This is a genomic window from Lysobacter sp. ISL-50 (assembly GCF_018612875.1).
GTDB lineage: Bacteria > Pseudomonadota > Gammaproteobacteria > Xanthomonadales > Xanthomonadaceae > Lysobacter.
Window position 1 is genome coordinate 16184 of the sequence record NZ_JAGGRI010000001.1, and the last position, 24296, is coordinate 40479.

A 24296-nucleotide genomic window follows, 5' to 3' on the forward strand; every position below is an offset into this window, starting at 1 on the left:
GCGGCCTTTACTCACTCCTCTGAACTCACTCCTCAGCTCACAGTCCCGCCGCGCGGCGCCAGAAATAATGCGTCAGCGGCGGCAGCCTGCCGGCCAGGCCGAGCATCGGCCCGCGCAGCATCGTCGCGGCGAAATCGTCGTTCGAGAACAGTTTGTTCAAGCCGTCGAAGCCGTACGCGGCCAGGGCGTTTTCGCTGCGGCGTTCGCGCGCCCAACGCGCAAGGCGCGTGGGCGAACCTGGATCGAGTCCGCGCTTGCGCGCTTGCGCCAGCGTTTCGCGCAAACCGGCGATGTCGCGCAGGCCGAGGTTGACGCCCTGCCCGGCCAGCGGATGCACCACGTGGGCGGCATCGCCGGCGACGACCACGCGGCCGGCGACGTAGCGATCGGCGAGCTGGCGGCGCAACGGAAAGGCGGCGCGCTTGGACGCCAGGGTCAATGCGCCCAGGCGGCCGGCGAAGGCGCGTTCGAGCGCGTTCGCAAATACGTCCTCGTCCAGTGCGAGCAGCCGATCGGCTTCGATCGCCGGCAAGGTCCACACGATCGAACTGCGGCGGTCGCGCGCGCCGTCCTCGCCCTGCACCGGCAGGAACGCCAGCGGCCCGCTTGGCAGGAATCGCTGCCAGCAGGTTGCTTCATGGCTCAGTTCGCTATCGACATAAGCGACCAGGCCGCGTTGGCCGTAGTCGTGCGCAGGCGCCTGAATGCCGGCCAGTTCGCGCAATCTGGAATCGGCGCCGTCGGCGGCGATCAGCAAGCGCGCGCGCAGGCGACGGCCACCGGCCAACACCACACCGACGCTGTCGGGCGCATCGAGTTCCAGCGCTTCGACGTGATCCGGGCAATACAACTGCACGCCCGCCGCCGGCAGCGCCGACCACAGGCGATCGACCAGCAGGCCGTGTTCGACGATCCAACCCAGCTCGCGCCGGCCGAAGGCATCGGCATCGAAATGCAGTTCGCCGCCGCCGGCCGCGTCCCACACCCGCATGGTGCGGTAGGGCTGCGCGCGCGCATCGCGCACCGACGGCCACACGCCCAGGTTGTCCAGCAGCGCGGCATTGTCCGGAGCGAATGCGTACACGCGCAGGTCGGGCTGTCGCGGCGACCACGGCGCGGGTTCGCGCGCTTCGACCAAGGCCACCTCGAAACCGTCCCTGGCGAACGCCAGCGCCGCCGCCGCGCCGACGACGCCGGCGCCGACCACGACGATGTCCAACATCTCGCGCCGGCTCATGCGCGGCCTCCCGCGCCCCAGGCATCGACACCGGTTTCGCCGCGGCACAGCGCCGGGACATCGCCGCGATAACCCATCGCACCGCCGACCAGCATCGACTGCGCGGTCGGCAGCCGGTCCAGCGCCAGCAATCCCAGGCTGCGCAGCGGGCGCAGCAAGGGCGTGGCGTTGGAGGCGATGCGCGCCAGCGAATCGGAGAAGTTGACCGTGCGCTCGCGGTCTTCGGCGCGGCGGCGCGCGTAGCGTTCGAGCAGATCGGCGCTGCCGCAATCGGCCCGCGCCGCGTTCGCACTCAAGTCGTGCTCGATCAGTTCGGCCAGGGTCATCGCGTCGCGCAGTCCCAGGTTGAAGCCCTGCGCGCCGATCGGATGGATGGTCTGCGCGGCATTGCCGACCAGTACCGCGCGGCGCGCGGTGGTGCGGCGCGCCAGCACCCGGATCGCCGGATGCATCCCGCGCGCGCCGCAGGCGAGGAAGCGGCCGGCGCGCCAGCCGAAGGCTTCTTGCACGCGCGCCAGGAAGCCGGCCTCGTCGAGCGCGGCGACCGCGCCGGCTTCGGCGTTGGCGACGCCGTGGATCAGGCCGTAATGACGATCGCCGCGCGGCAGCAGCGCGGTCGGGCCTTCGTCGCCCAAGCGCTCGAAGGCGGTGCCGTCGGGCGCGCGTTCGCAGCGCAGGCGGGTGATGAACAAGGTCTGGCCGTAGTCGTATTCGTCCGCGCCGATGTCCAGCGCTTCGCGCACGCCGCTGCGGGTGCCGTCGGCGGCGATCAACAGGCGCGCGCGCAGCACGCGTTCGCCGGCGCCGTCGGCGACGCGGATCGCGCGCCAACCGAAGCCCGCGCCGGTCGCAACGTCTGTGTCGCGCCGAGACGATGCATCCGCATCGCGCGCCTGAGTTTCACCGGCCGAACCAACATCACGCTCACACGTTTCGTCGGCCAGACCCACAAACCTTACCGGCCGATAGCGTTGCAATCGCGGCAGTTCGGCGAGGCGCGCTTCCAGCGCTTCGCCGAAATCGCGCGCAACCACGATGCGGCCGAACTCTTCGCGGCCGTAGCGCTGTGCGTCGAGCACGGCGCGGCCGAAATCGCCGCGGCGGCTGATATGGATGCGGCGGATCGAGCCGGTCGGCGCGCGCAGTTTCTGCAGCACGCCCAGCGCGCTCAACGCGTTGACGGTAGCTTCGGCGAAGCTGAGGTTGCGCTCGTCGAACACCGCCGGCAGCGCGCCGGGCGGCGCGGCTTCGATCAGGCCCACGTCCAGGCCGAGCCGGTCCAGGGCGATGGCGAGACTGGCGCCGACCAGTCCGCCGCCGACGATCAGGACATCGTGGCTGGCGTGGACGGTGGCGTGCGGAGACGGCTGCGTGGCGTCGGAAGTCATGCGTTCATGATACGGCGGCGTCCGTGCAGCGTCTGTTCGGATCGGGTTGGATGGATGTGGATGTCTGATCGAAGAGCGTCGGGCCTGAAGGCCCTCCCACAACACACTTCGCGGCCACGCAATCTTTTGTGGGAGGGCCTTCAGGCCCGATGCCTTCCGCTCAGACCCCGCGAATCAATCACTTAGAGGAACAGCGCCTCCCAGCCCGCGACCGCCCCCGCAAGCAAACCGGCACTTTCGTCGCAGGTTCCTTAGAATGTGCGGATCGACGCGCCGGTCCGGCGTCAGGAGACCGAACCCATGAAGCCGAACACCCGCAACAGTCTGATCCTCGCCCTGCTGGCCGTGTTGATGGTCGCTACCCGCGTCAATCACTGGACGCCAATCCCCGATGCATCCTGGGCGGTGTTCTTCATCGGCGGCTTCTATCTGCGCACCTGGACCCGCTGGGCGTTCCCGCTGCTGATGGCGTTGGCGGTGGCGATCGACTACGCGGTGATCACCCGCCAGGGCATCAATTTCTGGCAACACTACTGCGTGTCGGCGGCGTACTGGTTCCTGGTCCCGGCGTACTTCGCGATGTGGGCCGGCGGCCTGTGGGTGTCGCGCAACTACAGCCGCGGCTGGCGCACGCTGGGCCTGACCGCGGTCGCGCTGATCGGCTCGGTCGCGCTGTGCCAGTTGCTGAGCCAGGGCAGTTTCTACTGGATCTCCGACTCGGTGCAGAACAAGTCCTTCGCCGGCTGGGCCGCGAATTACTTCGAATGGCTGCTGCCGTACCTGCGCACCACCGCGACCTACGTCGGCATCGCCACCGTGGTCCAGGCCATCGCCGCCAGCGCCAGCAAGGCCGATAAGCCGCTGCCGGCGCCGAACGACCGCAGCAAGCGCTGATCGGCCCGATGGGCAACCGTCTTTCGAAAATCTATACCCGCACCGGCGACGACGGCAGCACCGGCCTGGGCGACGGCAGTCGCACCGGCAAGGATTCGGCGCGCGTGGATGCCTACGGCACGGTGGACGAGGCCAACTCGACCATCGGCCTGGTGTTGGCGAGCGAGCTGCCGGCGTTGGTTCACGATCAGCTGGTCGCGATCCAGCATCAGATGTTCGACCTCGGCGCGGAGCTGTGCATCCCCGGCCACGCGGCGATCTTCGATGCCGACATCGATCGCCTGGAGCAATGGCTGGATGGCCATAACGACGATCTGCCGGCGCTGAAGGAATTCATCCTGCCGGCCGGCGGCGAAGCGGCGGCGCGCTGCCATATCGCGCGCACCGTGGTGCGCCGCGCCGAACGCGAAACCGTGGCGCTGTCGCGCCTGGAAAGCGTGCGCCCCGAAGCGGTGCGTTACCTCAACCGCCTGTCCGACTTGCTGTTCGTGATCGCCCGCGTGCTGGCCCGCGCCAGCGGCCACGGCGAGGTCACCTGGAACCACGAGCGCCGCAAGGGCTGATCGTGCGCATCTACACGCATCCGGCCTGCACGCGCCACGACCCGGGTCCGGGTCATGCCGAGCGGCCGTTGCGTCTGGTCGCGGTGACCGAGGCGCTGCGCGAGGCCTATCCGGATCTGCAATGGTGCGAAGCGCCGCTGGCCAGCCGCGGCCAGTTGCTGCGCGCGCACGGCGACGGGCTGTTGTCGCTGGTGCTCGACAGCGTGGTCGATGGACCGATGCAGCTCGATCCGGACACCGTGCTCGCGCCGGGCTCGGCCGAAGCCGCGTTGCGCGCGGCCGGCGCCGGCGTGGCCGCGGTCGATGCGGTGATCAAGGGCGAGGACAAGCGCGCTTTCTGCGCGGTGCGTCCGCCCGGCCATCACGCCACCATCGATGCGGCGATGGGCTTTTGCCTGTTCAACAACATCGCCGTCGCCGCCGCCCATGCCTGCGAGAAACACGGGCTGTCGCGGGTGGCGGTGATCGATTTCGACGTCCATCACGGCAACGGCACCCAGGCGATCTTCGACACCGATCCGCGGGTGATGTACGTCAGTTCCCACCAGATGCCGCTGTATCCGGACACCGGCTACGTGCACGAGCGCGGCGTCGGCAACATCGTCAACGCGCCGCTGCCGCCGGGCACCGGCAGCGAAGGCTTCCGCCGGGTCTGGCGCGAGCGGCTGCTGCCGACCATCGACGGCTTCCGTCCGCAGTTGCTGCTGATCTCGGCCGGCTTCGACGCGCACAAGCGCGACCCGCTGGCGCAGGTGGAACTGGACGGCGAGGATTTCCGCTGGATCACCGCCGAACTGGTGGCGATCGCCGAGCGCCATGCGCTGGGCCGGGTGGTGTCGATGCTGGAAGGCGGCTACGACCTGGCCGCGCTGCGCGAAAGCTCGGTCGCGCATGTCGGCGCGTTGATGGCCTGAGGCAGGCCTGACGCCTGTGAGCGCGGCGCGAGCCGCGCCTCACAGGCCGGCGGACCCGACCCGCCGGCGAGGATCGAAAGGCGGCAGGAAGGTATCCGGCCTCGATCGTTTCAACCGGCCGGCGTTTGTGCCGCGTCCGTTCCCTGGAATCCCAGCGACGCCGAATTGATGCAGTAGCGCAACCCGGTGGGTTTCGGGCCGTCCGGGAAAACGTGCCCCAGGTGCGAGTCGCAACGCGCACATTTGACCTCGATCCTGCGCATACCGTGACTTTCGTCGGCATGTTCGGCCACCGCGTCGGCACTCAATGGCTGGTAGTAGCTGGGCCAGCCGCTGCCCGAGTCGTACTTGGCCTGCGAGGAAAACAGCGGCTCGCCGCAGGCCACGCAGGTGTAGGTGCCGGCTTCCTTGTGATTCCAGAAACGGCCGGTGAAGGCGCGCTCGGTGGCCGAGCAACGGCATACCGCGTATTGCTCTGGCGACAGTTGCTCGCGCCATTCAGCTTCGCTCTTCTCGACCGCCGGCGCGGCCGGGTTGGAATCGGTGACGGAGTTGGGGTGGGGATGCTGGCTCATGTCTCCTCCAAAAGGCGGGCGGGCCGGCGCTCGGGCCGCTGGCGTCCGGGCCGGCGGGCGTTCGCGGAACTGAACGCCGGAGCCCGATAGATGGCGTTCGCGTTGCCCGCTTGCAAGGGATACGGCAATCTAACGGCCGTTTTCCGTCTGCCGGATGCTCGCGTGCGCAAACCCCTCCGCCTGCTCCCGTTGTCGTTGTGCATCGCCATCGCTCTGCCCGCTTACGCGGCGGACGACAACGAGAATTGGGGGCTGTGCCCGCTGATCGACGCGGTGCCGTCCTTCGACGACGCCCCCGCCCCCACCGGCACCGCCGACCAGCGCGCCGCCCAGCCGACCGACATCGACGGCGGCACCCTGCAGCGCGGCAGCGACGAGCAGAACATCGTGGTCCAGGACAACGTCCGGCTCAGCCGCGGCGACCAGTTCCTGGGCACCGACAAGCTCAGCTACAACCAGGAGTCGGGCAAGTACACGGCCGAAGGCCACGTGCGCTACCAGGATTCCAGCATGCGCCTGGTCGCCGAGCACGCCGAGGGCGACCAGAACGCCGATCAGCACCGCATCGACGACGTCGAGTACCAGCTGACCTCACGCCGCGGCAACGGCGGCGCCGAGCGCATCGACTTGAACGGCGCCAAGGGCGCCCTGCACGGTTCGACCTATTCCACCTGCGCGCCGAACCAGCGCGTGTGGGAGCTGCGCGCGCACCGCATCGATCTGAACACCGACGAAGGCATGGGCGTGGCCCACAACGCGGTGCTGCGCATCGGCAAGGTGCCGGTGCTGTACGTGCCGTGGCTGATGTTCCCCATCGACGACCGCCGCCGCACCGGCCTGCTGTTTCCGAACATCGGCGTGTCGGGCAAGAACGGCTTCGACTGGCGCCAGCCGATCTACCTCAACCTGGCGCCGAACTACGACGCGACCTTGTTCCCGCGCTACATGAGCAAGCGCGGCGTGGCCATGGGCGGCGAGTTCCGCTGGCTGTACGAGCGCGGCTCGGGCGAGGTCTCGGGCAACTGGATGCCCAGCGACGACCTGCCCAGCAACGATCGCAACCGCTACACCGATTACCGCCGCGGCGGCCCGGCGCTGTTCCCGATTCCGGCCGACCGCCTGCCGGAGAAGAACCGCGGCGAGTTCGCGCTCAAGACCACCCACCGCCTGGACGGCACCTGGTACGCCGCCGCCAACCTGGCCTGGGTCAGCGACAAGTACTACCTGCAGGATTTCAGCAACAGCCTGTACGGCCAGTCGGCGATCTCGCTGCGCAGCGAAGTCGGCATCTACGGCCGCGGCCGCTATTGGGACGCCAGCTTCACCGCCGACCACAACCAGCTGGCCGACTTCACCCTGCAGGAAAACTCGCTGGCCTACGACCGCCTGCCGCGCGCGAGCTTCCATTGGGCGCAGCCGTGGAACAAGTGGGTCGAGACCGGCGTGGACACCGAGGCCGTGCGCTTCCAGCACGAGGACATGAAGTTCACTCCGGGCGATCCGGCCGCGCCCCCGGGTTTGCGCACCGCGATCCCCGGCGGCAGCCGCTTCGATATCAAGCCCTACGTCAGCCTCCCCCTGGAAGGCGCGGCCTGGTTCATCCGGCCCAAGCTGGCCTGGCGCTATACCGCTTACGAGCTGGAAGGCGACCTCGCCCAGCAGATGGCCAACCAGCAGGCCGACGCCTTCGTCGCCGCCAGCAACGGCACGGCGACCAAGACGCCGGAACTGGTGCGCAGCTTCTACAACAAGTCGCCCACCCGCAGCCTGCCGATCACCTCGATCGACGCCGGCCTGTACTTCGACCGCGAAACCCAGATCCGCGGCGACAACTACATCCACACCCTGGAACCGCGCGTGTTCTACCTGCGCGCGCCCTACCGCGACCAGAACGGCATTCCGCTGTTCGACACCAACCCGATGTCGTTCAGCTGGGGCGCGCTGTTCCGCGACAACCGCTACTCCGGCGCCGACCGCCAGACCGACGCCAACCAGCTGACCACCGCGCTGACCACCCGCCTGATCAATTCCGAGGACGGCCGCGAGCGCCTGGCCGCCAGCATCGGCCAGATCCAGTATTTCGACGACATCCGCACCGTCATCGGCGCGGAAACCCCGATCAAGCAGGGCAAGTCGGCCTGGGTGGCCGACGTCAGCGTCTCGCCCAGCGACCGCTGGACCCTCAACGCCACCTACCAGTGGGACCCGCGCCTGCGCAGCGAGGACGTGGCCACTTTCCGCGCCCGCTACCTGTTCCGCGATTCGGGCGTGGTCAACTTCGCCTACCGCTACCGCCGCAACCTCAGCGCCGCCCTGGACGCCCCGCGCGACGTGCGCGACCAGTACGAGCAGGCCGACTTCTCCTTCCTGTACCCGATCAACAACAACTGGAGCGTGGTCGGCCGCTATTACTACTCGATCAAGGACAAGCGTCCGCTCGAGCAGATCGGCGGCGTGCAGTGGGAAAGCTGCTGCCTGGCGGTGCGCCTGATCGCCCGCCGCTACCAGCGCAACCGCTCCGAAGACCTCAACAGCTCGCTTCAGGTGGAGTTCGAGCTCAAGGGCCTAGGCTCGGCCGGCCAGAACACGGAGCGCGTTTTGCGCCGTGCTATTCTCGGCTATAACCGCGACGACCTTTATCTGGCGCCGCCGTCTCCCACGGTCAGCCGCCAAAACCGCGGCAACGACGCCGACGACTCGACCCTCGACCCGACCCTATGAACAAACGTTTCGCGAGCCCGCTGTTCGCTGGTTTCCTTGCCGCTGGCCTGCTGCTGAGCAGCGTCCACGCCCAGGACAAGCAGCCGATCGACCGTATCGCCGCAGTGGTGGACGAGGACGTCATCCTCAAGACCGAGCTCGATCGCGCCGTCGCCAATATCCTCACCCAGTACGCCGGCCGCAGCGAGCAGCTGCCGCCGCGCGACGTGCTCGAACGGCAGGTGCTCGAGCGCCTGATCCTGCTCAAGATCCAGGTCGCCCAGGCCCAGGGCACCGGCGTGCGGGTGACCGATCAGGAAGTCGATCAGGCCATCGGCAGCATCGCCCAGTCCAACAAGCTCAGCATCGACCAGCTGCGCCAGCAACTGGCCCGCGACGGCAGTTCCTACACCGACTTCCGCACCTCGATCCGCGACGAACTGCTGGTCCAGCGCCTGCGTCAGCGTTTCGCCCAGACCCGCGTCTCGGTCAGCGACGCGGAAATCGACGCGGCCCTGAAGGCGCAGGCCAACACCGGCACCCAGTACCACCTCGCCCACATCCTGATCGCCCTGCCCGAAGGCGCCACGCCCGAGCAGATCACCACGGCGCAGAAGAAGGTCGATGGCGTGAAGACCCTGATCGCCAAGGGCGAGATGGACTTCAACGCCGCCGCGGTGCGCTATTCCGACAGCCCCAACGCGCTGGAAGGCGGCGACCTGGGCTGGCGCAGCCTCGACGAAATCCCGGCCGCGTTCGGCGAGATGATGAAGTCGATGAAGGCCGGCGAAGTCACCGACCCGATCCGCGGCCCCAGCGGCTTCCAGCTGCTCAAGCTGGTCGAGGTGCGCGACGCCTCGCAGTCCGGCCCGCAGATGGTCACCCAGTACCACGCCCGCCACGTCCTGGTGCGCATCAACGACACCACCACCGAAGCCCAGGCCAAGGCCAAGGCCGAGACCCTGCGCGCGCGCATCGCCGGTGGCGCCAAGTTCGAGGACGTGGTCAAGGAAAGCTCGGAAGACCTGGGCACCCAGGGCAAGGGCGGCGATCTGGGCTGGTTCACCCAGGACGAATTCGGTCCCGAGTTCGGCGGCGCGGTCGCCGCGCTGACCGACAACGAAGTCTCGCAGCCGATCCACACCACCGCCGGTTACCACATCGTCCAGCGCCTGGGCACGCGTCAGAGCGACGTCGCCGACCAGAGCAAGCGCGCCCAGGTCCAGGAGACCATCGGCCGCCGCAAGCTGGAAGAGGAATGGAACCGCTTCCTGCGCGAGAAGCGCGGCGAAGCCTACGTGGACTTCCGCGTCGGCAAGGCCGCCGACGCCAGCCAGCCCGGCACCGAGACCACCGTTCCGGCCAAACCGGCCGGCGGCTGATATGACCCCGCCCCGGCTCGCGCTGGTGCCGGGCGAGCCGGCCGGCGTCGGGCCGGAGCTGTGCGTGCGGCTGCTGCAACAGCCGCGCGATTACGATCTGATCGGTTTCGCCGACCCGCGCAGCCTGCGCGCCGCCGCCGACGCGCTCGGCCTGCCCCTGACCCTGTTGCCGCCCGATCGCCCCTCACGGACGCCCGGCGAGCTGGCCCTGGTCGAAATCCCCAATCCCGTCATGCCGGCCTTCGGCGTGCCCGATCCTGCCAATGCCGCGGCGGTGATCCAGGCGCTGCTGGACGGCGCCCAGGGCTGCCTGGAAGCGCGCTTCGATGGCCTGGTCACCGGCCCGGTGCACAAGGCCGTGATCAACGACGGCGGCATCGCCTACACCGGCACCACCGAGCTGCTGGCCCGGCAGGCCGGGCGCGAGGTGGTGATGATGCTGGCCAACGACATCGTCCGGGTCGGCCTGGCCACCACCCACCTGCCGTTGCGCGCGGTCGCCGACGCGATCGAGCCGGCATCGTTGAGCCATACCCTGCGCACCGTCGACGCCGCCCTGCGCGGCGACTTCGGCATCGCCCGGCCGCGCATCGCCGTGCTCGGCCTGAACCCCCACGCCGGCGAAGCCGGGCACCTGGGCATGGAAGAGATCGAAGTGATCGAACCGGTCCTGGCCGCCCTGCGCCGGGAGGGCCTGGACCTGATCGGCCCGCTGCCCGCCGACACCGCCTTCCTGCCGGCCAAGCTGCACGGCTTCGACGCGGTGGTGGCGATGTACCACGACCAGGGCCTGCCGGTGCTCAAGTACAGCGGCTTCGAACGCGCCGTGAACCTCACCCTGGGGCTACCCTACCCGCGCGTGGCGGTCGATCACGGCACCGCGCTGGACCTCGCCGGCCGCGGCCTGGCCGATCCGTCCAGCCTGATCGCCGCCGCCCAGACCTGCGCGCAGATCGCGCGCACCCGCCGCTCATCCGGAGCCACGCCATGACCGGCACCGCCAAGACCCACGCCAAAGGCTTCAAGCCCGAGGCCAAGAAACACCTGGGCCAGCACTTCCTGCACGACCAGGGGATCATTTCGATGATCGTCCACGCCGTGGCCCCCAAGCCCGGCGACCGTCTGGTCGAGATCGGCCCCGGCCAGGGCGCGATCACCTTCCCGCTGCTGGACCGCCACGGCGAACTGACCGTGATCGAGTTCGACCGCGACCTGATCTTCCCGCTCAGCGAAGGCGCGCGCGCCCACGGCACCCTGGAAGTGATCCACCGCGACGTGCTGACCGTGGACTTCACCTCGTTGGCCAACGAAAGCCAGATCCGCCTGGTCGGCAACCTGCCCTACAACCTGTCCTCGCCGATCCTGTTCCATGCGCTGGACCACGCCGCGGCGATCCGCGACATGCACTTCATGCTGCAGAAGGAAGTGGTCGACCGCATGGCCGCCAGCCCCGGCAGCAAGGTCTACGGACGGCTGAGCGTGATGCTGCAGGCCTACTGCCAGGTGATCGCCTTGTTCGACGTCCCGCCGGGCGCGTTCCGTCCGCCGCCGAAGGTGGATTCGGCGGTGGTGCGGATGATTCCGCATGCGCCGGACAAGATCGGCATCGACGACCGCGCCTTGTTCGCGCGCGTGGTCCGCGACGCCTTCGGCCAGCGTCGCAAGACCCTGCGCAACGCGCTGTCGCAGATTTGCGAAGGCGCATCAATCGAAGCCGCCGGCCTGCGTCCGGACGCGCGCGCCGAGCAGATCGAAGTCGCCGATTTCGTGCGCCTGAGCAACTGGCTCAAGGCCAACGCGACGATCGAGCCGGAGCAACGCTAGCCCGCGAGCTCGCAGCGTCGGCGCCGGCTTCCGCTTTCGAAAACGCCATACACCGCCGCGCCGAAACCGCCCCGGCGCGAGCATGCCGCCGGCGCGCGGCGCGGTCACTGCGGTTCGACCTCCCTGGCCTTTTCGCCGCGCCGACCGTTATTTTCCGGACTCATTCCCGCTTCATGCCCGCTTTGCTTAAACTGCCGCTATGAACCCCCCGCCCGACTACGTCTTCGACATCGACGTCGCCACCCGTTACTTGGACGATCAATCCGAGCCGGAGCAGGACCGCTATGTCTTCGCCTACACCATCCACATCCGCAACGCCGGCAAGATTCCCGCGCGTCTGATCTCGCGCCACTGGGTCATCACCGACGCCAACGGCAAGGTGCAGGAAGTGCGCGGCGACGGCGTCGTCGGCGAACAACCGTGGCTGCGCCCGGGCGACGATTACGAATACACCTCCGGTGCCGTGCTGGAAACCAGCCTGGGAACGATGGAAGGCAGCTACGCGATGGTGGCCGACGACGGCACCCAGTTCGAGGCGCCGGTTCCGACGTTCACGCTCACCATTCCGCGCACCCTGCATTGAGCGCGGACCGGGTATGAGCGTTTGGGCAATAGGCGACCTGCAAGGCTGTTACGACGCCACCCAGCGGCTGCTTGAGCGGATCGCGTTCGATCCGGCGCGCGACCAGCTGTGGTTCTGCGGCGATCTGGTCAACCGCGGCGGGCAATCGCTGGAAACCTTGCGGCTGGTGCATTCGTTGCGCGAGAACAGCGTGACCGTGCTGGGCAATCACGATCTGTCGCTGCTGGCGATCGGCCAGCGCACCGAGGAAGAAAAGCGCAAGGTCAACCCCGACCTGCAGCGCATCGTGCTGGCCGAAGACGGGCCGATGCTGCTCGACTGGCTGCGCATGCAGAAACTGGTGCACGCCGACCGCAAGCTCGGCTGGATGATGGTGCACGCCGGCCTGGCGCCGAAGTGGACCACCGCGATGGCCGAGCGCCATGCGCGCGAGATCGAAGAGCGCCTGCACAGCGATCAATACCGCCGTCTGCTCAAGAACATGTACGGCGACCGCCCGGCCTGGAATCCCAAGCTCGCCGGCATCGACCGCCATCGCGCGATCATCAACATCTTCACCCGCCTGCGCTATTGCACTCCGCGCGGCCGCATCGCCTTCGAAGACAAGGGCAGCCCCGGCACCCAGCCGGTCGGCCTGTACCCGTGGTACGAAGTGCCCGGCCGGGTCGAGCGCGATCTCAAGATCGTCTGCGGGCATTGGTCCACCCTGGGCTTGTTCATCGGCCACGGCGTGCACGCCATCGACACCGGCGCGGTCTGGGGCGGCAAGCTCACCGCCCTGCAGCTCGACACCGACGAACTGCGGCTGGTGCAGGTGCCCGGCCGCGACGTGCCCGCGCATCCGCCGCGCCCACGGCCGCCGCGCCCGGCGCCGGCGCCCTGAGAGGACAAGACATGCGCCACGGATGGCCGCGACTTCGCTCGACCCTCGTTTTCGCCGTGACGCTTGCCGCGGCCGCATGCTCGCGCGCGCCGCAGGAACCGGCGAAGCCCGACAGCGGCGTGCGGGTGTGGCCGCAACCGGCGCAAGGCGCAACCGCGCCTTCGCCGCCGCTGGTCGCCGCCGCGCGCGCGCAGATCGGCGTCACCCGCTATTACGACCCGGCCTATGTGCAACTGGCCTATCCCGGCGGCGATGTCGCCAACGACCGCGGCGTATGCACCGACGTGGTGATCCGCGCGCTGCGCACGCAGGGCCTGGATCTGCAGCAGGCCGTGCACGAAGACATGCGCGCCAACTTCGCCAGCTATCCGGCAATCTGGCGCGCCAGCGCCACCGACCGCAACATCGATCATCGCCGCGTGCCGAACCTGCGCCGCTGGTTCGAACGCCAACGCTGGACGCAGCCGGTCAGCGACAGCGCCGCCGACTATCGTCCCGGCGATCTGGTGACCTGGGAACTGCGCAGCGGCGTGCCGCATATCGGCATCGTCTCCGACCGCAAATCCTGGGATCGCCGGCGGCCGCTGATGCTGCACAACATCGCGCGCGGCACGCAGGAAGACGATGTGCTGTTCGATTACCCGATCACCGGGCATTACCGGCCGGTGTTGCGGGGCGGTGGGGCGACGGCGGCGCGTTGAGTCCGGCGCGGCGGATGCCCGCACGCGGTCTTTTGTGGGAGGGGCTTCAGCCCCGATGCTCTTCGATCCGATATCGCGATCTGACAGGAAAGCATCGGGGCTGAAGCCCCTCCTACAAAAGACTTCTTGGTCAGCCGTCGGCGGCATGCAGTTCGAATGCGAACGCAAACAAGCCGAGGATCTTCGCGGCGGCTTCGGCTTGGGCAAGATCGCGCAGACGCACATCGACCAGCACGCCGCGCGATCCGTCTTCGCGCGCGCTCACCCGCGGCGCATCCACCCCGCCCTCGTGCAAGGCCTGCGCCAGCGCATCGGCGATCTCACGCTGCTTCAACGCCGGTTTATAGATTTTGCCGACCGGCGTCAGCGGCAAGGCTTCGACAATGTGGATCGCGCGCGGCACCGCCGCGCGTTCGGCCACGTGTTCGCGCGCGAACGCCAGCAGTTCGTCCTCGCTCGCGCTCGCGCCGGTCTGCAGTTGCACATACGCCACCGGAACTTCGCCGGCGTGCGCGTCCGGACGCCCGATCGCGGCGGCCATCGCCACCGCCGGATGCCGGTGCAGCGGTGCTTCGATCGACGCCGGATCGATGTTGTGGCCGCCGCGGATGATCAGATCCTTGCGCCGGCCGGTCAGCCAGAAGTATCCGTCGGCGTCCTGGCGGCCCAGATCGCCGGTGTTGAGCCAGCGCCGGCCGTCGCCGCAATCGATCCACACGCCCTGATTCTGCGCATCGAGCTTGTAACCGGCGAACACGTTCGGCCCGCTGATGGCGATGATGCCGACCTCATCGACGGCGCAATCGCGCACGTAGGCGCCGTTTTCGTCCAGCACCACCGGCTTCATCGCCTGTCCCGGCAAGCGCAGGCCGATCGAGCCGATGCGGCGCTCGCCCATCGGCGGATTGAGGCTGCTCACGCAGGTCGATTCGGTCAGGCCGTAGCCTTCCAGAATCTTCAGACCGGTGCGTTCCTGAAAGCCGCGGATCACTTCCACCGGCATCGGCGCCGCGCCGCACAGGCCGTATTCCAGCGACGACACATCGCGGCCGGCGACCGGCACCTGCATCAGCGCCGCGTACAAGGTCGGCACGCCGCTGAAGAAATGGATGCGGTGGCGTTCGACCAGTTCCCAGAAACGCGGCACCACGCCTTCGCCGCGATAGCCCTGCGGCGTGCCGAGGATCACGTGCGCGCCGAGCGAGAACGGCAGCAAGCCGGTCGCCATCGCGGCGTTGACGTGGAACAGCGGCAGGCCGCAGAACACGTTCTTGTTCGAGCCCATGCCATCGCCGAAGAACTGCGCGGCGCTCCAGGCGTTGGCGACTTCGTTGCCGTGCGTGCGCACGGCGATCTTCGGCAAGCCGGTGGTGCCGCCGGTGCAGAAGTAGGACGAGCGATCGTCCGGCTCGATGCGGCGGCCGCTGTCGAGGCCGTCGCCGTTGTGGCCGCGCAGCGCGCGCTGGAAATCGTGAATCTCGATCCGCGCTGGCACCGCGCCGCGCAGGCCGCTCCAGCCGTGCAGGCGCCAGCGCTCGCGCCGTCCGAGCAGGCGCGCGGCGATGCGCTTGGGCCCGGGCACGTGCTCGGCCAGATCGACCAGCAACAGATGACGCAGCGCGCTCGCCGCCGGCAGCGCCTTGCACACGCGCGGCCACAGATCCACCCCGGGAAACGGCGCCAGGGTGACCAGGATCGTCGCCCCGGCCTCGGCCAGCAGCGCGCCGATCGCCGCGGCATCGAGCAGCGGATTGATCGCCATGACGATGCCGGCGGCCTCTCCGCCCCACAGAACGAAGTGGGTTTCGGGAAGATTCGGCAGGACGTAGGCGATCACCGTGTCCTTGTCGGCGCCCAGCGCATGGAACGCATTGGCGCTGCGATGGATGTTCTGCAGGAACTCGGCGTAGCTCCAGCGCCCGGCGCGGGCGTGGTCGGCGGTGCGCAGAAAGAACGACAGCGCCGGCGCGCCCGGATCGATCGTCGCGCCGCGCCGGATCATCTCCAGCGTGCTCGCCGGCAACGCCAGCGCGCCCACTCTTTCCAAAGCTTCGATGTCGCGTAAGGAACCGATCCCGCTCATGCGCCGCCTCCGTCGTGCGAGCGATCAGGGCCGTCCGGCCCGCCGCGCTCGCGTCTGCATCCACTGTGCCGCAATCGCCGCGGCCGGATCGCAACGGCTTTCAAGCTTCGCCGACGCCGACCGGCCGCGGCGCTCAGTCCATGCCGACCCGCGCGTAGTCGATGAACTCGAACGCGAATTCGTTGTGCTCGTCGGCCGCGTGCGATTCGCGCGATTGCTCGCGCCACTCGCCGCTGTCGAAACGCGGGAAGAACGCGTCGGCGCCTTCGACTTCGGTGTCCACCCGGGTCAGATGCATGCGCGAGGCCGAGGGCAGGCACAGCGCGTAGATCTCGCCGCCGCCGATCACGCACAACTCGGCGGCGCCGTCGGCTTGGGCCAGTTCCAGCGCCTGTTCGGTCGAACCCACCGCTTCCATGCCCGCGAACGGCACCTCGCCCGAGCGCGTCAGCACCAGATTGCGCCGGCCCGGCAGCGCGCGGCCTAGCGATTGCGCGGTCTTGCGTCCCATCAGCAAGGGCTTGCCCAGGGTCAGCGCCTTGAAGCGCTTGAGATCGTCCGACAATCGCCACGGCAAAGCGTTGTCGCGGCCGATGGCGTGCTTGCGGTCGAGTGCGGCGATCAGTACCAGGCGGGTCATAACGGGCTCCTGCGCGGCGGCGTCCCCGGCCGGGGACGCGGCGGTTTCATTGAGCGGGCTTGAGCGTATCCGACAAACGTCCATGCGAGGCGAAATCCCAATCGCCGCCGTATTCGACGTCGTCGAGCTTCCAGCGCCCGTCCTCGCGCAGCATCTGCGCGCGGTCTTTCCAATGCGAGCCGGCGCCGGCTTGCGTGTAACTCAGTTCGATTTCGAAACTTTCCCGATCCGGGCCCAGCACGCTGCGCTTGCCGAGCTTGAACGCGCTCGCGCCTTCGAACGCGCTGGTGAACAGATCGCCTTCGATGTACGGCGGCTTCAAGCCCGGTTCCTGCGCGATCATGCGGTCGCGTTCGCGCGCCGCCGGCGCCATCAGCGCGAGCAGGCGCCTGGACAGCATCGGCCGGTAACGCGCGAGGTCTTCGCCGACCGGCAAGCCGCTGGCCTTCAATTCCAGATGCATGCGGTAGAACGCCTGCGCAGCGTCGGCGGCGCTGTCGCCGGCCGGGGCCGGTTCGGCGACGGGCTCGACCCGCACGCCCGGTTCCACCGGCGGCATCGCGGGTTGCGCCGGCGGCAACGCCGCGGCGGACAATTGCGCTTCGGCGACAGCGACCTGCGGCGCGATCGTCGGGTCGTCGTCCGGATGCATGCACGCGCTCAGGCATGCGGCCAACAGCAGCGCCGTCCAGGCGTTGCGGCGCGGCGACAGCGGCGCCGTCACCACATCACCGTCAAACCGCTACCGGCGCCTTGATCGCCGGCAAGGGGTCGTAGCCTTCGATCGCGATGTCGTCGAAGCCGAAACCGAAGATGTCGTTCACCCGCGGATTGAGCTTCAAGGTCGGCAACGCGCGCGGCGTGCGCGAGAGCTGCTCGCGCGCCTGTTCGAAGTGATTCGAATACAGATGCGCATCGCCGAGCGTATGCACGAAATCGCCGACGCCCAGGCCGCAGACCTGCGCGACCATGTGCGTGAGCAGCGCGTAACTGGCGATGTTGAACGGCACGCCCAGGAAGATGTCGCCGCTGCGCTGATACAGCTGGCAGCTGAGCTTGCCGTTGGCGACATAGAACTGGAACAGCGCGTGGCAGGGCATCAGGGCCATGTGCGGCAGGTCGGCGACGTTCCAGGCGCTGACGATCAGGCGGCGCGAATCGGGATTGCGCTTGATCTCGTCGATGACCCAGCGGATCTGGTCGATCTCCACGCCGTCCGCGCCGGCCCAGCGCCGCCACTGCTTGCCGTAGACCGGGCCGAGCTCGCCCTGCGCGTCGGCCCATTCGTCCCAGATGCTGACCTTGTGGTCTTTCAGGTAGGCGGTGTTGGTTTCGCCTTTGAGGAACCACAGCAGCTCGTGCACGATCGAGCGCAGATGCAGTTTCTTGGTGGTGACCAACGGAAACCCGGCGTTCAAATCGAACCTCAGCTGCCACCCGAAGACGCTGCGCGTGCCGGTGCCGGTGCGGTCGGATTTCTCCGCGCCGTGTTCGAGTACGTGACGAAGCAGATCGAGATATTGCTGCATGGCTCAGCCCTTCGCCGGCGCGGTTTCGGCCGCCGGCACCTGCGGCTGCAGGGTCGGCGAGCGGGTGGACAGCCACAGCCAGAACAGGCCGAGCAGGATCAGCGGCAGGCTCAGCACCTGGCCCATCGTCAGCCAGCCGAAGGCCAGATAACCGTTGTCGCCGAGCTGCGCATCGGGCACGCGCACGAATTCGACCAGGAAGCGGAAGCAGCCGTACAGCAGCGCGAACATGCCCGAGACCGCGTAGCGCGGACGCGGTTTGCGCGAGAACCACCACAGCACCACGAACATCGTCAGGCCTTCCAGCGCGGCCTGGTACAGCTGCGAGGGATGGCGCGCGTAGCGATCCAGAGCGCCGGCGGCGAACTGGGTCTGCAGTTGCTGAGTGGACCAGTTGGCGAATTCCGGCGCGCGCGGAAAGATCACGCCCCAGCCGCCGTCGGTGAACTTGCCCCACAACTCGCCGCCGATGTAATTGCCCAGGCGGCCGAAGCCCAGTCCCGGCGGCACCAGCGGCGCGACGAAATCCATCACGTCGAAGAAATGCGTGCGATGGCTGCGCGCCCACCACCAGGCCGCGCCCATCACGCCGAGCAGGCCGCCGTGGAAGCTCATGCCGCCTTCCCAGATGCGGAACAGCATCAGCGGGTCTTTCAGCAGTTCGGCGAAGTTGTAGAACACCACATAGCCGATGCGGCCGCCGAGCACCACGCCGAGCATGGAATAGAACAGCAGATCGCCGTAGGCCTGCTCGTTGACGCCGGGCAGGCGGCCGGCGCGCACGCGCTGTCGCCCCAGCCACCAGGCGGTGACGAACCCGAGCAGATACATGATCCCGTACCAATGGACTTGCAGCGGGCCGAGATTGAGCGCGATCGGATCGATCTGATGCAGGATGGTCATGCGGCGGGACGGCTCGGGGGGCGGATGACCGGCTTATTGTGCCCCAGGCTGCCCGCAGGAGGGATGCCGGTTGCGGTCGCTGAGGCTGGGCGAACGCTGTGTTTCAGCGCAGGTTGCAACGCCATGAGGTTGGGGCTTCAGCCCCGATGCTTTTCGGTCCGGGCTGGCGATCTGAGAGGAAAGCATCGGGGCTGAAGCCCCTCCTACAAAAGACCTCCCGGATCATCAAAGCCGCGCCGGCCGATCCGGCAACTCGTTGCCCTCGCCGCCCTCGCCGCCGTCCGCGCGCGGAAACTGCTCGGCGATGATCTCCGACAAGGCCGCCACGCCGCCCAGCACCGCCGCCTCGGCCTCACCCGCGGCCAGCGCCTGCTGGATGCTCTCGCACACCGCCAGCCAGCGTTCGTCGCCGACCCGGGTGTCGTAGCCGCGGTCGGCCACGATCTCGATGCGATGGTCGGCCAGCAACAGATACAACAGCACGCCGTTGTTGGCCGAGGTGTCCCACACGCCCAGATGGGCGAACGCGGCCAGCGCCGCTTCGCGCGCCTGGCGCCCGTCCAGCAGTTCCGCGAACGACAGCCGCGATTCGACCGCGAAGCACAGCTGGCCGCTGTGGCGCGCCTCGCCGGCCGCGATCGCCGCGCCGATGCGCAGCATGCTGTCCTCGGGAAACAGCCGCCGCGAGGACGGCGCGAACCAATGCCGGAGCATGCGCATCACCAACTCCCCGAGGCGCCGCCGCCTCCGCTGGAACCGCCGCCGCCCGACCAGCCGCCACCGCCTCCACCACCACCTCCGCCGCCCCAGCCGCCGCCGCTGTAGCCGCCCCAGCCGCTGCCGCCGACAAACAGCCCGCCGCCGCCGCCGAACAGGCCGAAGAGCAGGCCGATCAACCCGGCCAGGCCGATCGCCCACCACGCCAGCGACAGCAGCCAGGCCACGCCAGCCACAAGCACACCGCTGATCAGCCCGCGCATCAGCCCCGGCAGGCGGCCGAGCAGGCCGCGCAGGAAGCCGGCGCCGAACAGGCCGATGAACACCGCCAGCATCCAGTTGCCATCGTCCGGCGCATCGCCGCCGGACTGATCGGCCAGCGGCGGCGGCAGGGGCTCGCCGTCGATCAACTGGGTCAGCATCGCGCTGGCTTCGCTCAGGCCGCCGGCGTAATCGCCGCTGCGGAACCGGGGCGTGATGTATTCCTGGATGATGCGTCCGGCCTGGGCGTCGGTGATCGCGCCTTCCAGGCCGTAGCCCACTTCGATGCGCACGCGGCGATCGTCCTTGGCGACCACCAGCAACACGCCGTCGGAGATGCCCTTGCGCCCGAGCTTGAACTGTTCGAACGCGCGCACCGCATAGCTGTCGATGTCTTCCGGCTGGGTGCTGGCGATCATCAGGATCTGCAACTGCGCGCCCTTGCGTTGCTGCAAGGCGCGCGCCTGCGCATCGAGCTGAGCGCGCGCATTGGCATCGAGCGTGCCGGTGGTGTCCACCACCGGCGAATCCATCGCGGGAATCTTCGCGTCGGTCGGCGCGCCGGCGGCGGTGGCGGTGGCCGGCGCCGAGGCCTCCGGCGGCGATTGCAACGGCTGCGCGCCGTTCTGCGCGCAGGCCGGCGACAGCGGCATCGTCGCCAGCAACGCGGCCGCGACCAGAGCGGTCAGCCGGCCGCGCAGGCGTCGCATCGCCGCATCCGTCAGTGCCGGGATCGCCGGCATCGCGGCGCGATCAGCCCTTGCCCGGCGCCGGCGGATTGGCTGCCGGCGCAGGCTGCGCGGGCTGGCCGAACTCGACCTTCGGCGCTTCCTGGATCTGCGCCGCGTTGTCGACGGTGAAATTCGGCTTGACCGCGTAGCCGAACATCTTCGCGGTGAGGTTGGTCGGGAACTGGCGCAGATACGTGTTGTAGTCCTGCACCGCGGCGATATAGCGCTGGCGCTCGACCGTGATCCGGTTTTCGGTGCCTTCCAACTGCGTCTGCAGGCTCAGGAAGCTCTGGTCGGCCTTGAGCTGCGGATAGTTTTCGCTGACCACCAGCAAGCGGCCGATGGCGCCGCGCAACTCGCCCTGGGCCTGTTCGAACTGCTGCAGCGAGGCCGGATCGTTGGCGTTGACGTTGATGCTGCCGACCTTGGCGCGCGCCTCGGTCACCTGGGTCAGCACCTGCTGCTCGTGGCTGGCGTAACCCTTGACCGTCGCGACCAGGTTCGGCACCAGATCGGCGCGGCGCTTGTAGACGTTGAGCACCTGCGACCAAGCCGCGGTCACCGCTTCGTCTTTCTGCTGGATGGTGTTGTAACCGCAGCCGCTGAGCAGCGCGGTCAAGGCAAGCACGATCAAGGCACGAAACATGGCGCGGCTCTCCGACAGGATGGACGGCCGCATTGCAGCACCGGATGCGCGAGGGCGCAATGGACGGCGTGTGACGACGCGAAGGGCGTGGCCCACCGAAGCTCACCGAGAGGCGCGCTCACACCAGGGCTCCGGATTTTGTGGGAGGGGCTTCAGCCCCGATGCTTTTGGCTCCGTTGCCGGAATCCTGCCGCGACCTGAGCCGAAAGCATCGGGGCTGAAGCCCCTCCTACAAAAACAAAAAGGCCGGCGATCGCTCGCCGGCCTTTCGCGTGTCGATGCCACCGCGCCGCTTACTCGGAGGTCAGCCGCTGCGTCGCGCGCTTCTTCGCCCACAGGTTCAGGCATTCCACCAGCGCGGAGAAACCCATCGCGCCGTACAGATAGCCCTTGGGAACGTGGAACTCCAGGCCGTCGGCGATCAGGTACAGGCCGACCATGACGATGAACGCCAGCGCCAGCATCTTGATGGTCGGGTTGTTGTCGATGAAATGACCCAGCGGCTTGGATGCCAGCAGCATCACGCCGACCGCGAGCATGATCGCGGCGACCATCACCGGAATATGGTTGGCCATGCCGACCGCGGCGATCACCGAGTCCAGCGAGAACACGATGTCGATCACCGCGATCTGGGCGATGACCATCATGAACGACGCCGCCGGCTTGGTGTGGATGTCCTCGGACTCTTCCTCGCCGACGATCAGGTCCTTGATCTCCATCGAGCCCTTCACCAGCAAGAACGCGCCGCCGACGATCAGGATCAGGTCGCGCACCGAGATGCCCTGGCCGAACACGGTGAACAGGTCGCTGGTCAGGCGCGCGAGCAGGGCCAGCGTCAGCAGCAGCGCGATACGGCTGATGCACGCCACCGCGATGCCGAACTTGCGCGCTTTCTCGCGCTGATCGAACGGCAGCTTGCTGACCGCGATCGAGATGAAGACCAGGTTGTCGATACCCAGCACGATTTCGATCGCGCTCAGGGTGATCAGGGTGATCCAGGCTTGCGGATCGGTCAGCAGGGCAATCACGTCCATCACGTACGGCATACCTCAAGGTGTCGATGTTGAAGCCCGCGGACGTTCCGCGGGCGGGACCCGCCAGGGCGGCGGCCCAAATGCAACGGTGCGCATCGTTCCTTCGATGCGCGATGCGGCCCGAGCGCTGCGCTCAGGCGGTCAGGTGGTGCCACAGGCGCGGGCCGAGGATCGAGGCCCACACCAGCAGCACATTCATCAGCAGCACGAACACCGCCGCCGAGCCCATGTCCTTGGCGCGGCCGGCCAGCTCGTGGAACTCCGGGCCGTAGCGTTCGATCACCGCCTCGACCGCGGAATTGAGCAGTTCGATGCTCAGCACCAGCAGGATCGAGCCGATCAACAGCGAGCGTTCGACCCCGGTTTGGCCGAAATACCAGCCGACCGGAGCCAGGATCAGGAACAGATAGACCTCGAGGCGGAACGAGGACTCGTGCAGCCAGGCCGCGCGCAAGCCTTGGAAGGACCAGGTCGCCGCCTTGAGGATGCGGCCCGGACCGCGCGGCAGGTGGCCGTATTCGTCAGCCATGCCGGCGGCGCTCCGTTTGGGCGGTGGATGCCGCGTCGGGGCGGCGATGACGCACGGACGGGGACGGCGCGAAGGTCGGCATTGAGATGCTTTCTCGGTCGTATGGGCCGGAACCGGCCGGGCGGACGCGGCCGGCGGCCGCTACAAGCCGGGGATTTTGCCATAAGCCCGGCACCGGCGCCCCGGCGTGGGCGCCCGGCTGCGAGCTGCGAGGGCCTTGGACCGGGCCCGGACGCCGGTGAGAGCCGCGGCTGGCACGGTCGCAGCGGGCCTGCGACCACACCTGTCGAGGCCGCCGCGCCCGCTTCGCGGTACAGGCGGGCGCGACGCGGCGGATGGCTCCGGTGGTGTTCCCCGCTATCGCCGCTTCGTTACCGCGGCTTCGAAACAACGCCGCCGGCGTCCCGCTCCCAATAGCCTTGCAACTGTTCGCGCTGACGCGGACTGAGCCCGGCGGCGCAAGCATCGCGAAGCTCGTTCGCGGGTTTTACTTCGCCGGCCGCGAGCAGCTCTCGCGCCGCTTCCAGCAACGCGCGCTGGCGCACGCCCAGATTGCCGAACGGATCGAAGTAGGAATCCACCCGCGTGGCGTCCTTCACCCCAGTCCAGGAAAACGTCGCGTCTCCGGCCGATGCCGCGATGGCTCGATAGCGCTCGACGGCTTCGGCGCGGCCGATACGCTTTTGCAGCAGGTCGAGCCGGGTCCGGAACAGGCGCGCTTCCGGGGTGGGGCCGGCGGCTTCCAATCCCTCTACCGCGGCACGGACGAATTCGAAATCGATCGCACCGGTCGATGCCTGGGCGCCGAGCAGGTTGAAACTGGCGATCGCCGCGCGGTACTCGCGCCGATCGTGCGCCTCGATCTCCTGCGCGCCCGGACGGCCGAGCGACGAGGGTTGCACCACGCGAATGCTCGCGTCGTCCTGCAGGATCGCTTCGATGTCGAGCTTGTGGAACTCGCCCACGACGACGACCACCGTGCCGCCGGGATGAGCGCGGGCGGCGGCGGCGATGCGCTGGGCCTGAAGATAGGTGCGATACAGATACAGCCGCCGCGGCAAATCGTTCTTGGCGCGGGCGGCGGGCGTGGACGCCCATTGGGTGACGCGCGCGAGGTTCTTCGGATCGTCGGCGTGGAACAGATCCCGCTGCAGGCTCTGCGCGGCGAAACTCAGAAACTGCTGAAAACCCTTGAGCGGACGCAGCTGCGGCAGCGCGCCCAGGTCCATGCCGAAGCCGAGTTTCTGGTCTTCCGCCGGCGGCTCCCAATCGAACGGACACAGCTCGATGCGATGGCGCCGCGCGAACGGCACCACCACGTCCTGGACCTCAAAGGTGAACTCATAGAAATCGCCGCGGGCGAACGCTTCCGGCGAACGTTCGATGCAGATCGCATCGGGCTGGGCGCGGTCCAGGAACGCGTCCAGCAACGCCGGCTGATCGTTGCGCGAGACCAGCTGCGCGGCGTGATCGACGCCGAGAATCACCACCGTCGTCGGCTTCGGATCGACGCCCTCGGCCTTCGCGCCGCCGGCCCAGATCAACAGCAACACACTCAACCACAGCGTCTTCATTCGCG

Annotated in this window: 24 protein-coding genes; 10 read left to right on the plus strand and 14 right to left on the minus strand. The window is 68.4% G+C overall.

What is annotated here, in order from left to right; genetic code table 11:
* Positions 1 to 37: 37 nt before the first annotated feature.
* Both J7J50_RS00075 and J7J50_RS00080 read right to left on the minus strand, forming a co-directional pair.
* The gene (locus tag J7J50_RS00075) at positions 38 to 1237 is read right to left on the minus strand and encodes an FAD-dependent oxidoreductase (RefSeq protein WP_215058958.1); all 1200 of its coding nucleotides are present in this window, start codon (positions 1235 to 1237) and stop codon (positions 38 to 40) included.
* Entirely contained in the window at positions 1234 to 2625 is a 1392-nt protein-coding gene (locus tag J7J50_RS00080; protein ID WP_215058956.1) for an FAD-dependent monooxygenase, read from the minus strand. Before J7J50_RS00080 ends, J7J50_RS00075 begins: the two co-directional genes overlap by 4 nt.
* Before the next feature lie 300 nt (positions 2626 to 2925).
* On the opposite strand from J7J50_RS00080, the gene J7J50_RS00085 reads away from it, so the two are divergent.
* Genes J7J50_RS00085 through J7J50_RS00095 form a run of 3 tightly spaced genes read left to right on the plus strand, consistent with a single transcriptional unit; the run spans position 2926 to position 4996 of the window.
* A complete protein-coding gene (locus tag J7J50_RS00085; protein ID WP_215058954.1) occupies positions 2926 to 3519 on the plus strand; it encodes a hypothetical protein in 594 nt (197 codons plus the stop codon).
* Between the two features lie 8 nt (positions 3520 to 3527).
* Positions 3528 to 4082, plus strand: coding sequence for a cob(I)yrinic acid a,c-diamide adenosyltransferase (locus tag J7J50_RS00090; protein WP_215058952.1), 555 nt, complete (start codon positions 3528 to 3530; stop codon positions 4080 to 4082).
* Between the two features lie 2 nt (positions 4083 to 4084).
* Positions 4085 to 4996, plus strand: a complete 912-nt coding sequence (locus J7J50_RS00095; protein ID WP_215058950.1) for a histone deacetylase family protein — start codon at positions 4085 to 4087, stop codon at positions 4994 to 4996.
* Between the two features lie 110 nt (positions 4997 to 5106).
* Here J7J50_RS00095 and msrB read toward each other — a convergent pair whose 3' ends face one another.
* Positions 5107 to 5571, minus strand: a complete 465-nt coding sequence (gene msrB, locus J7J50_RS00100; protein WP_215058948.1) for a peptide-methionine (R)-S-oxide reductase MsrB — start codon at positions 5569 to 5571, stop codon at positions 5107 to 5109.
* A gap of 162 nt (positions 5572 to 5733) precedes the next feature.
* On the opposite strand from msrB, the gene lptD reads away from it, so the two are divergent.
* From lptD to J7J50_RS00135, 7 genes are all read left to right on the plus strand, one after another.
* Positions 5734 to 8292, plus strand: coding sequence for an LPS assembly protein LptD (gene lptD, locus J7J50_RS00105; RefSeq protein WP_215058946.1), 2559 nt, complete (start codon positions 5734 to 5736; stop codon positions 8290 to 8292).
* Positions 8289 to 9653 (plus strand): peptidylprolyl isomerase, encoded by a 1365-nt coding sequence (locus tag J7J50_RS00110; RefSeq protein ID WP_215058944.1) that lies wholly within the window; start codon positions 8289 to 8291, stop codon positions 9651 to 9653. Before lptD ends, J7J50_RS00110 begins: the two co-directional genes overlap by 4 nt.
* Position 9654: 1 nt before the next feature.
* On the plus strand, positions 9655 to 10644 hold the full coding sequence (gene pdxA, locus J7J50_RS00115) for a 4-hydroxythreonine-4-phosphate dehydrogenase PdxA (RefSeq protein ID WP_215058942.1): 990 nt from the start codon (positions 9655 to 9657) through the stop codon (positions 10642 to 10644).
* Entirely contained in the window at positions 10641 to 11477 is an 837-nt protein-coding gene (gene rsmA, locus J7J50_RS00120; protein ID WP_215058939.1) for a 16S rRNA (adenine(1518)-N(6)/adenine(1519)-N(6))-dimethyltransferase RsmA, read from the plus strand. Before pdxA ends, rsmA begins: the two co-directional genes overlap by 4 nt.
* Before the next feature lie 199 nt (positions 11478 to 11676).
* The gene (gene apaG, locus J7J50_RS00125) at positions 11677 to 12060 is read left to right on the plus strand and encodes a Co2+/Mg2+ efflux protein ApaG (RefSeq protein WP_057943971.1); all 384 of its coding nucleotides are present in this window, start codon (positions 11677 to 11679) and stop codon (positions 12058 to 12060) included.
* Positions 12061 to 12073: 13 nt separating this feature from the next.
* Positions 12074 to 12943 carry a symmetrical bis(5'-nucleosyl)-tetraphosphatase gene (locus J7J50_RS00130; RefSeq protein ID WP_215058935.1) on the plus strand — a complete coding sequence of 290 codons (870 nt, stop codon included), beginning with the start codon at positions 12074 to 12076 and terminating at the stop codon, positions 12941 to 12943.
* Positions 12944 to 13062: 119 nt separating this feature from the next.
* Positions 13063 to 13644: a DUF1287 domain-containing protein gene (locus J7J50_RS00135; RefSeq protein WP_343222408.1), complete on the plus strand. Its 582-nt coding sequence runs from the start codon at positions 13063 to 13065 to the stop codon at positions 13642 to 13644.
* A gap of 130 nt (positions 13645 to 13774) precedes the next feature.
* On the opposite strand, the gene J7J50_RS00140 is transcribed toward J7J50_RS00135, so the two are convergent.
* The 11 genes from J7J50_RS00140 to J7J50_RS00190 form a co-directional block, all read right to left on the minus strand.
* A complete protein-coding gene (locus J7J50_RS00140) occupies positions 13775 to 15727 on the minus strand; it encodes an acyl-CoA synthetase (RefSeq protein WP_215058930.1) in 1953 nt (650 codons plus the stop codon).
* 133 nt (positions 15728 to 15860) lie between these two features.
* On the minus strand, positions 15861 to 16367 hold the full coding sequence (locus J7J50_RS00145) for a dihydrofolate reductase (RefSeq protein ID WP_215058927.1): 507 nt from the start codon (positions 16365 to 16367) through the stop codon (positions 15861 to 15863).
* Positions 16368 to 16413: 46 nt separating this feature from the next.
* Entirely contained in the window at positions 16414 to 17091 is a 678-nt protein-coding gene (locus tag J7J50_RS00150) for a hypothetical protein (RefSeq protein WP_215058925.1), read from the minus strand.
* Between the two features lie 10 nt (positions 17092 to 17101).
* The gene (locus J7J50_RS00155; protein ID WP_215058922.1) at positions 17102 to 17896 is read right to left on the minus strand and encodes a thymidylate synthase; all 795 of its coding nucleotides are present in this window, start codon (positions 17894 to 17896) and stop codon (positions 17102 to 17104) included.
* 3 nt (positions 17897 to 17899) lie between these two features.
* Positions 17900 to 18799 carry a prolipoprotein diacylglyceryl transferase gene (gene lgt / locus J7J50_RS00160; RefSeq protein WP_215058920.1) on the minus strand — a complete coding sequence of 300 codons (900 nt, stop codon included), beginning with the start codon at positions 18797 to 18799 and terminating at the stop codon, positions 17900 to 17902.
* Positions 18800 to 19024: 225 nt separating this feature from the next.
* Positions 19025 to 19519 carry a TPM domain-containing protein gene (locus J7J50_RS00165; protein WP_215058918.1) on the minus strand — a complete coding sequence of 165 codons (495 nt, stop codon included), beginning with the start codon at positions 19517 to 19519 and terminating at the stop codon, positions 19025 to 19027.
* Positions 19519 to 20310: a TPM domain-containing protein gene (locus J7J50_RS00170; RefSeq protein WP_251044318.1), complete on the minus strand. Its 792-nt coding sequence runs from the start codon at positions 20308 to 20310 to the stop codon at positions 19519 to 19521. Before J7J50_RS00170 ends, J7J50_RS00165 begins: the two co-directional genes overlap by 1 nt.
* A 220-nt stretch (positions 20311 to 20530) precedes the next feature.
* The gene (locus tag J7J50_RS00175; RefSeq protein WP_215058916.1) at positions 20531 to 21154 is read right to left on the minus strand and encodes a LemA family protein; all 624 of its coding nucleotides are present in this window, start codon (positions 21152 to 21154) and stop codon (positions 20531 to 20533) included.
* Between the two features lie 293 nt (positions 21155 to 21447).
* Positions 21448 to 22200 carry a TerC family protein gene (locus tag J7J50_RS00180; protein WP_251044312.1) on the minus strand — a complete coding sequence of 251 codons (753 nt, stop codon included), beginning with the start codon at positions 22198 to 22200 and terminating at the stop codon, positions 21448 to 21450.
* Positions 22201 to 22321: 121 nt separating this feature from the next.
* Positions 22322 to 22717 carry a diacylglycerol kinase gene (locus tag J7J50_RS00185; protein WP_215058914.1) on the minus strand — a complete coding sequence of 132 codons (396 nt, stop codon included), beginning with the start codon at positions 22715 to 22717 and terminating at the stop codon, positions 22322 to 22324.
* Between the two features lie 371 nt (positions 22718 to 23088).
* Positions 23089 to 24291: a hypothetical protein gene (locus tag J7J50_RS00190; RefSeq protein WP_215058912.1), complete on the minus strand. Its 1203-nt coding sequence runs from the start codon at positions 24289 to 24291 to the stop codon at positions 23089 to 23091.
* Positions 24292 to 24296 lie beyond the last annotated feature (5 nt).

Excerpts from the sequence above, each read along its gene's own strand:
- J7J50_RS00185 (WP_215058914.1), bottom strand. The coding sequence starts at position 22,717 with ATGGCTGACGAATACGGCCACCTGCCGCGCGGTCCGGGCCGCATCCTC.
- rsmA (WP_215058939.1), top strand. The coding sequence starts at position 10,641 with ATGACCGGCACCGCCAAGACCCACGCCAAAGGCTTCAAGCCCGAGGCC.
- J7J50_RS00145 (WP_215058927.1), bottom strand. The coding sequence starts at position 16,367 with ATGACCCGCCTGGTACTGATCGCCGCACTCGACCGCAAGCACGCCATC.
- J7J50_RS00130 (WP_215058935.1), top strand. The coding sequence starts at position 12,074 with ATGAGCGTTTGGGCAATAGGCGACCTGCAAGGCTGTTACGACGCCACC.
- apaG (WP_057943971.1), top strand. The coding sequence starts at position 11,677 with ATGAACCCCCCGCCCGACTACGTCTTCGACATCGACGTCGCCACCCGT.
- J7J50_RS00155 (WP_215058922.1), bottom strand. The coding sequence starts at position 17,896 with ATGCAGCAATATCTCGATCTGCTTCGTCACGTACTCGAACACGGCGCG.
- J7J50_RS00080 (WP_215058956.1), bottom strand. The coding sequence starts at position 2,625 with ATGACTTCCGACGCCACGCAGCCGTCTCCGCACGCCACCGTCCACGCC.
- J7J50_RS00090 (WP_215058952.1), top strand. The coding sequence starts at position 3,528 with ATGGGCAACCGTCTTTCGAAAATCTATACCCGCACCGGCGACGACGGC.
- J7J50_RS00180 (WP_251044312.1), bottom strand. The coding sequence starts at position 22,200 with ATGCCGTACGTGATGGACGTGATTGCCCTGCTGACCGATCCGCAAGCC.
- J7J50_RS00110 (WP_215058944.1), top strand. The coding sequence starts at position 8,289 with ATGAACAAACGTTTCGCGAGCCCGCTGTTCGCTGGTTTCCTTGCCGCT.
- msrB (WP_215058948.1), bottom strand. The coding sequence starts at position 5,571 with ATGAGCCAGCATCCCCACCCCAACTCCGTCACCGATTCCAACCCGGCC.
- J7J50_RS00140 (WP_215058930.1), bottom strand. The coding sequence starts at position 15,727 with ATGAGCGGGATCGGTTCCTTACGCGACATCGAAGCTTTGGAAAGAGTG.
- J7J50_RS00085 (WP_215058954.1), top strand. The coding sequence starts at position 2,926 with ATGAAGCCGAACACCCGCAACAGTCTGATCCTCGCCCTGCTGGCCGTG.
- J7J50_RS00165 (WP_215058918.1), bottom strand. The coding sequence starts at position 19,519 with ATGCGCATGCTCCGGCATTGGTTCGCGCCGTCCTCGCGGCGGCTGTTT.
- J7J50_RS00170 (WP_251044318.1), bottom strand. The coding sequence starts at position 20,310 with ATGGATTCGCCGGTGGTGGACACCACCGGCACGCTCGATGCCAATGCG.
- J7J50_RS00190 (WP_215058912.1), bottom strand. The coding sequence starts at position 24,291 with ATGAAGACGCTGTGGTTGAGTGTGTTGCTGTTGATCTGGGCCGGCGGC.
- J7J50_RS00075 (WP_215058958.1), bottom strand. The coding sequence starts at position 1,237 with ATGAGCCGGCGCGAGATGTTGGACATCGTCGTGGTCGGCGCCGGCGTC.
- lgt (WP_215058920.1), bottom strand. The coding sequence starts at position 18,799 with ATGACCATCCTGCATCAGATCGATCCGATCGCGCTCAATCTCGGCCCG.
- J7J50_RS00175 (WP_215058916.1), bottom strand. The coding sequence starts at position 21,154 with ATGTTTCGTGCCTTGATCGTGCTTGCCTTGACCGCGCTGCTCAGCGGC.
- pdxA (WP_215058942.1), top strand. The coding sequence starts at position 9,655 with ATGACCCCGCCCCGGCTCGCGCTGGTGCCGGGCGAGCCGGCCGGCGTC.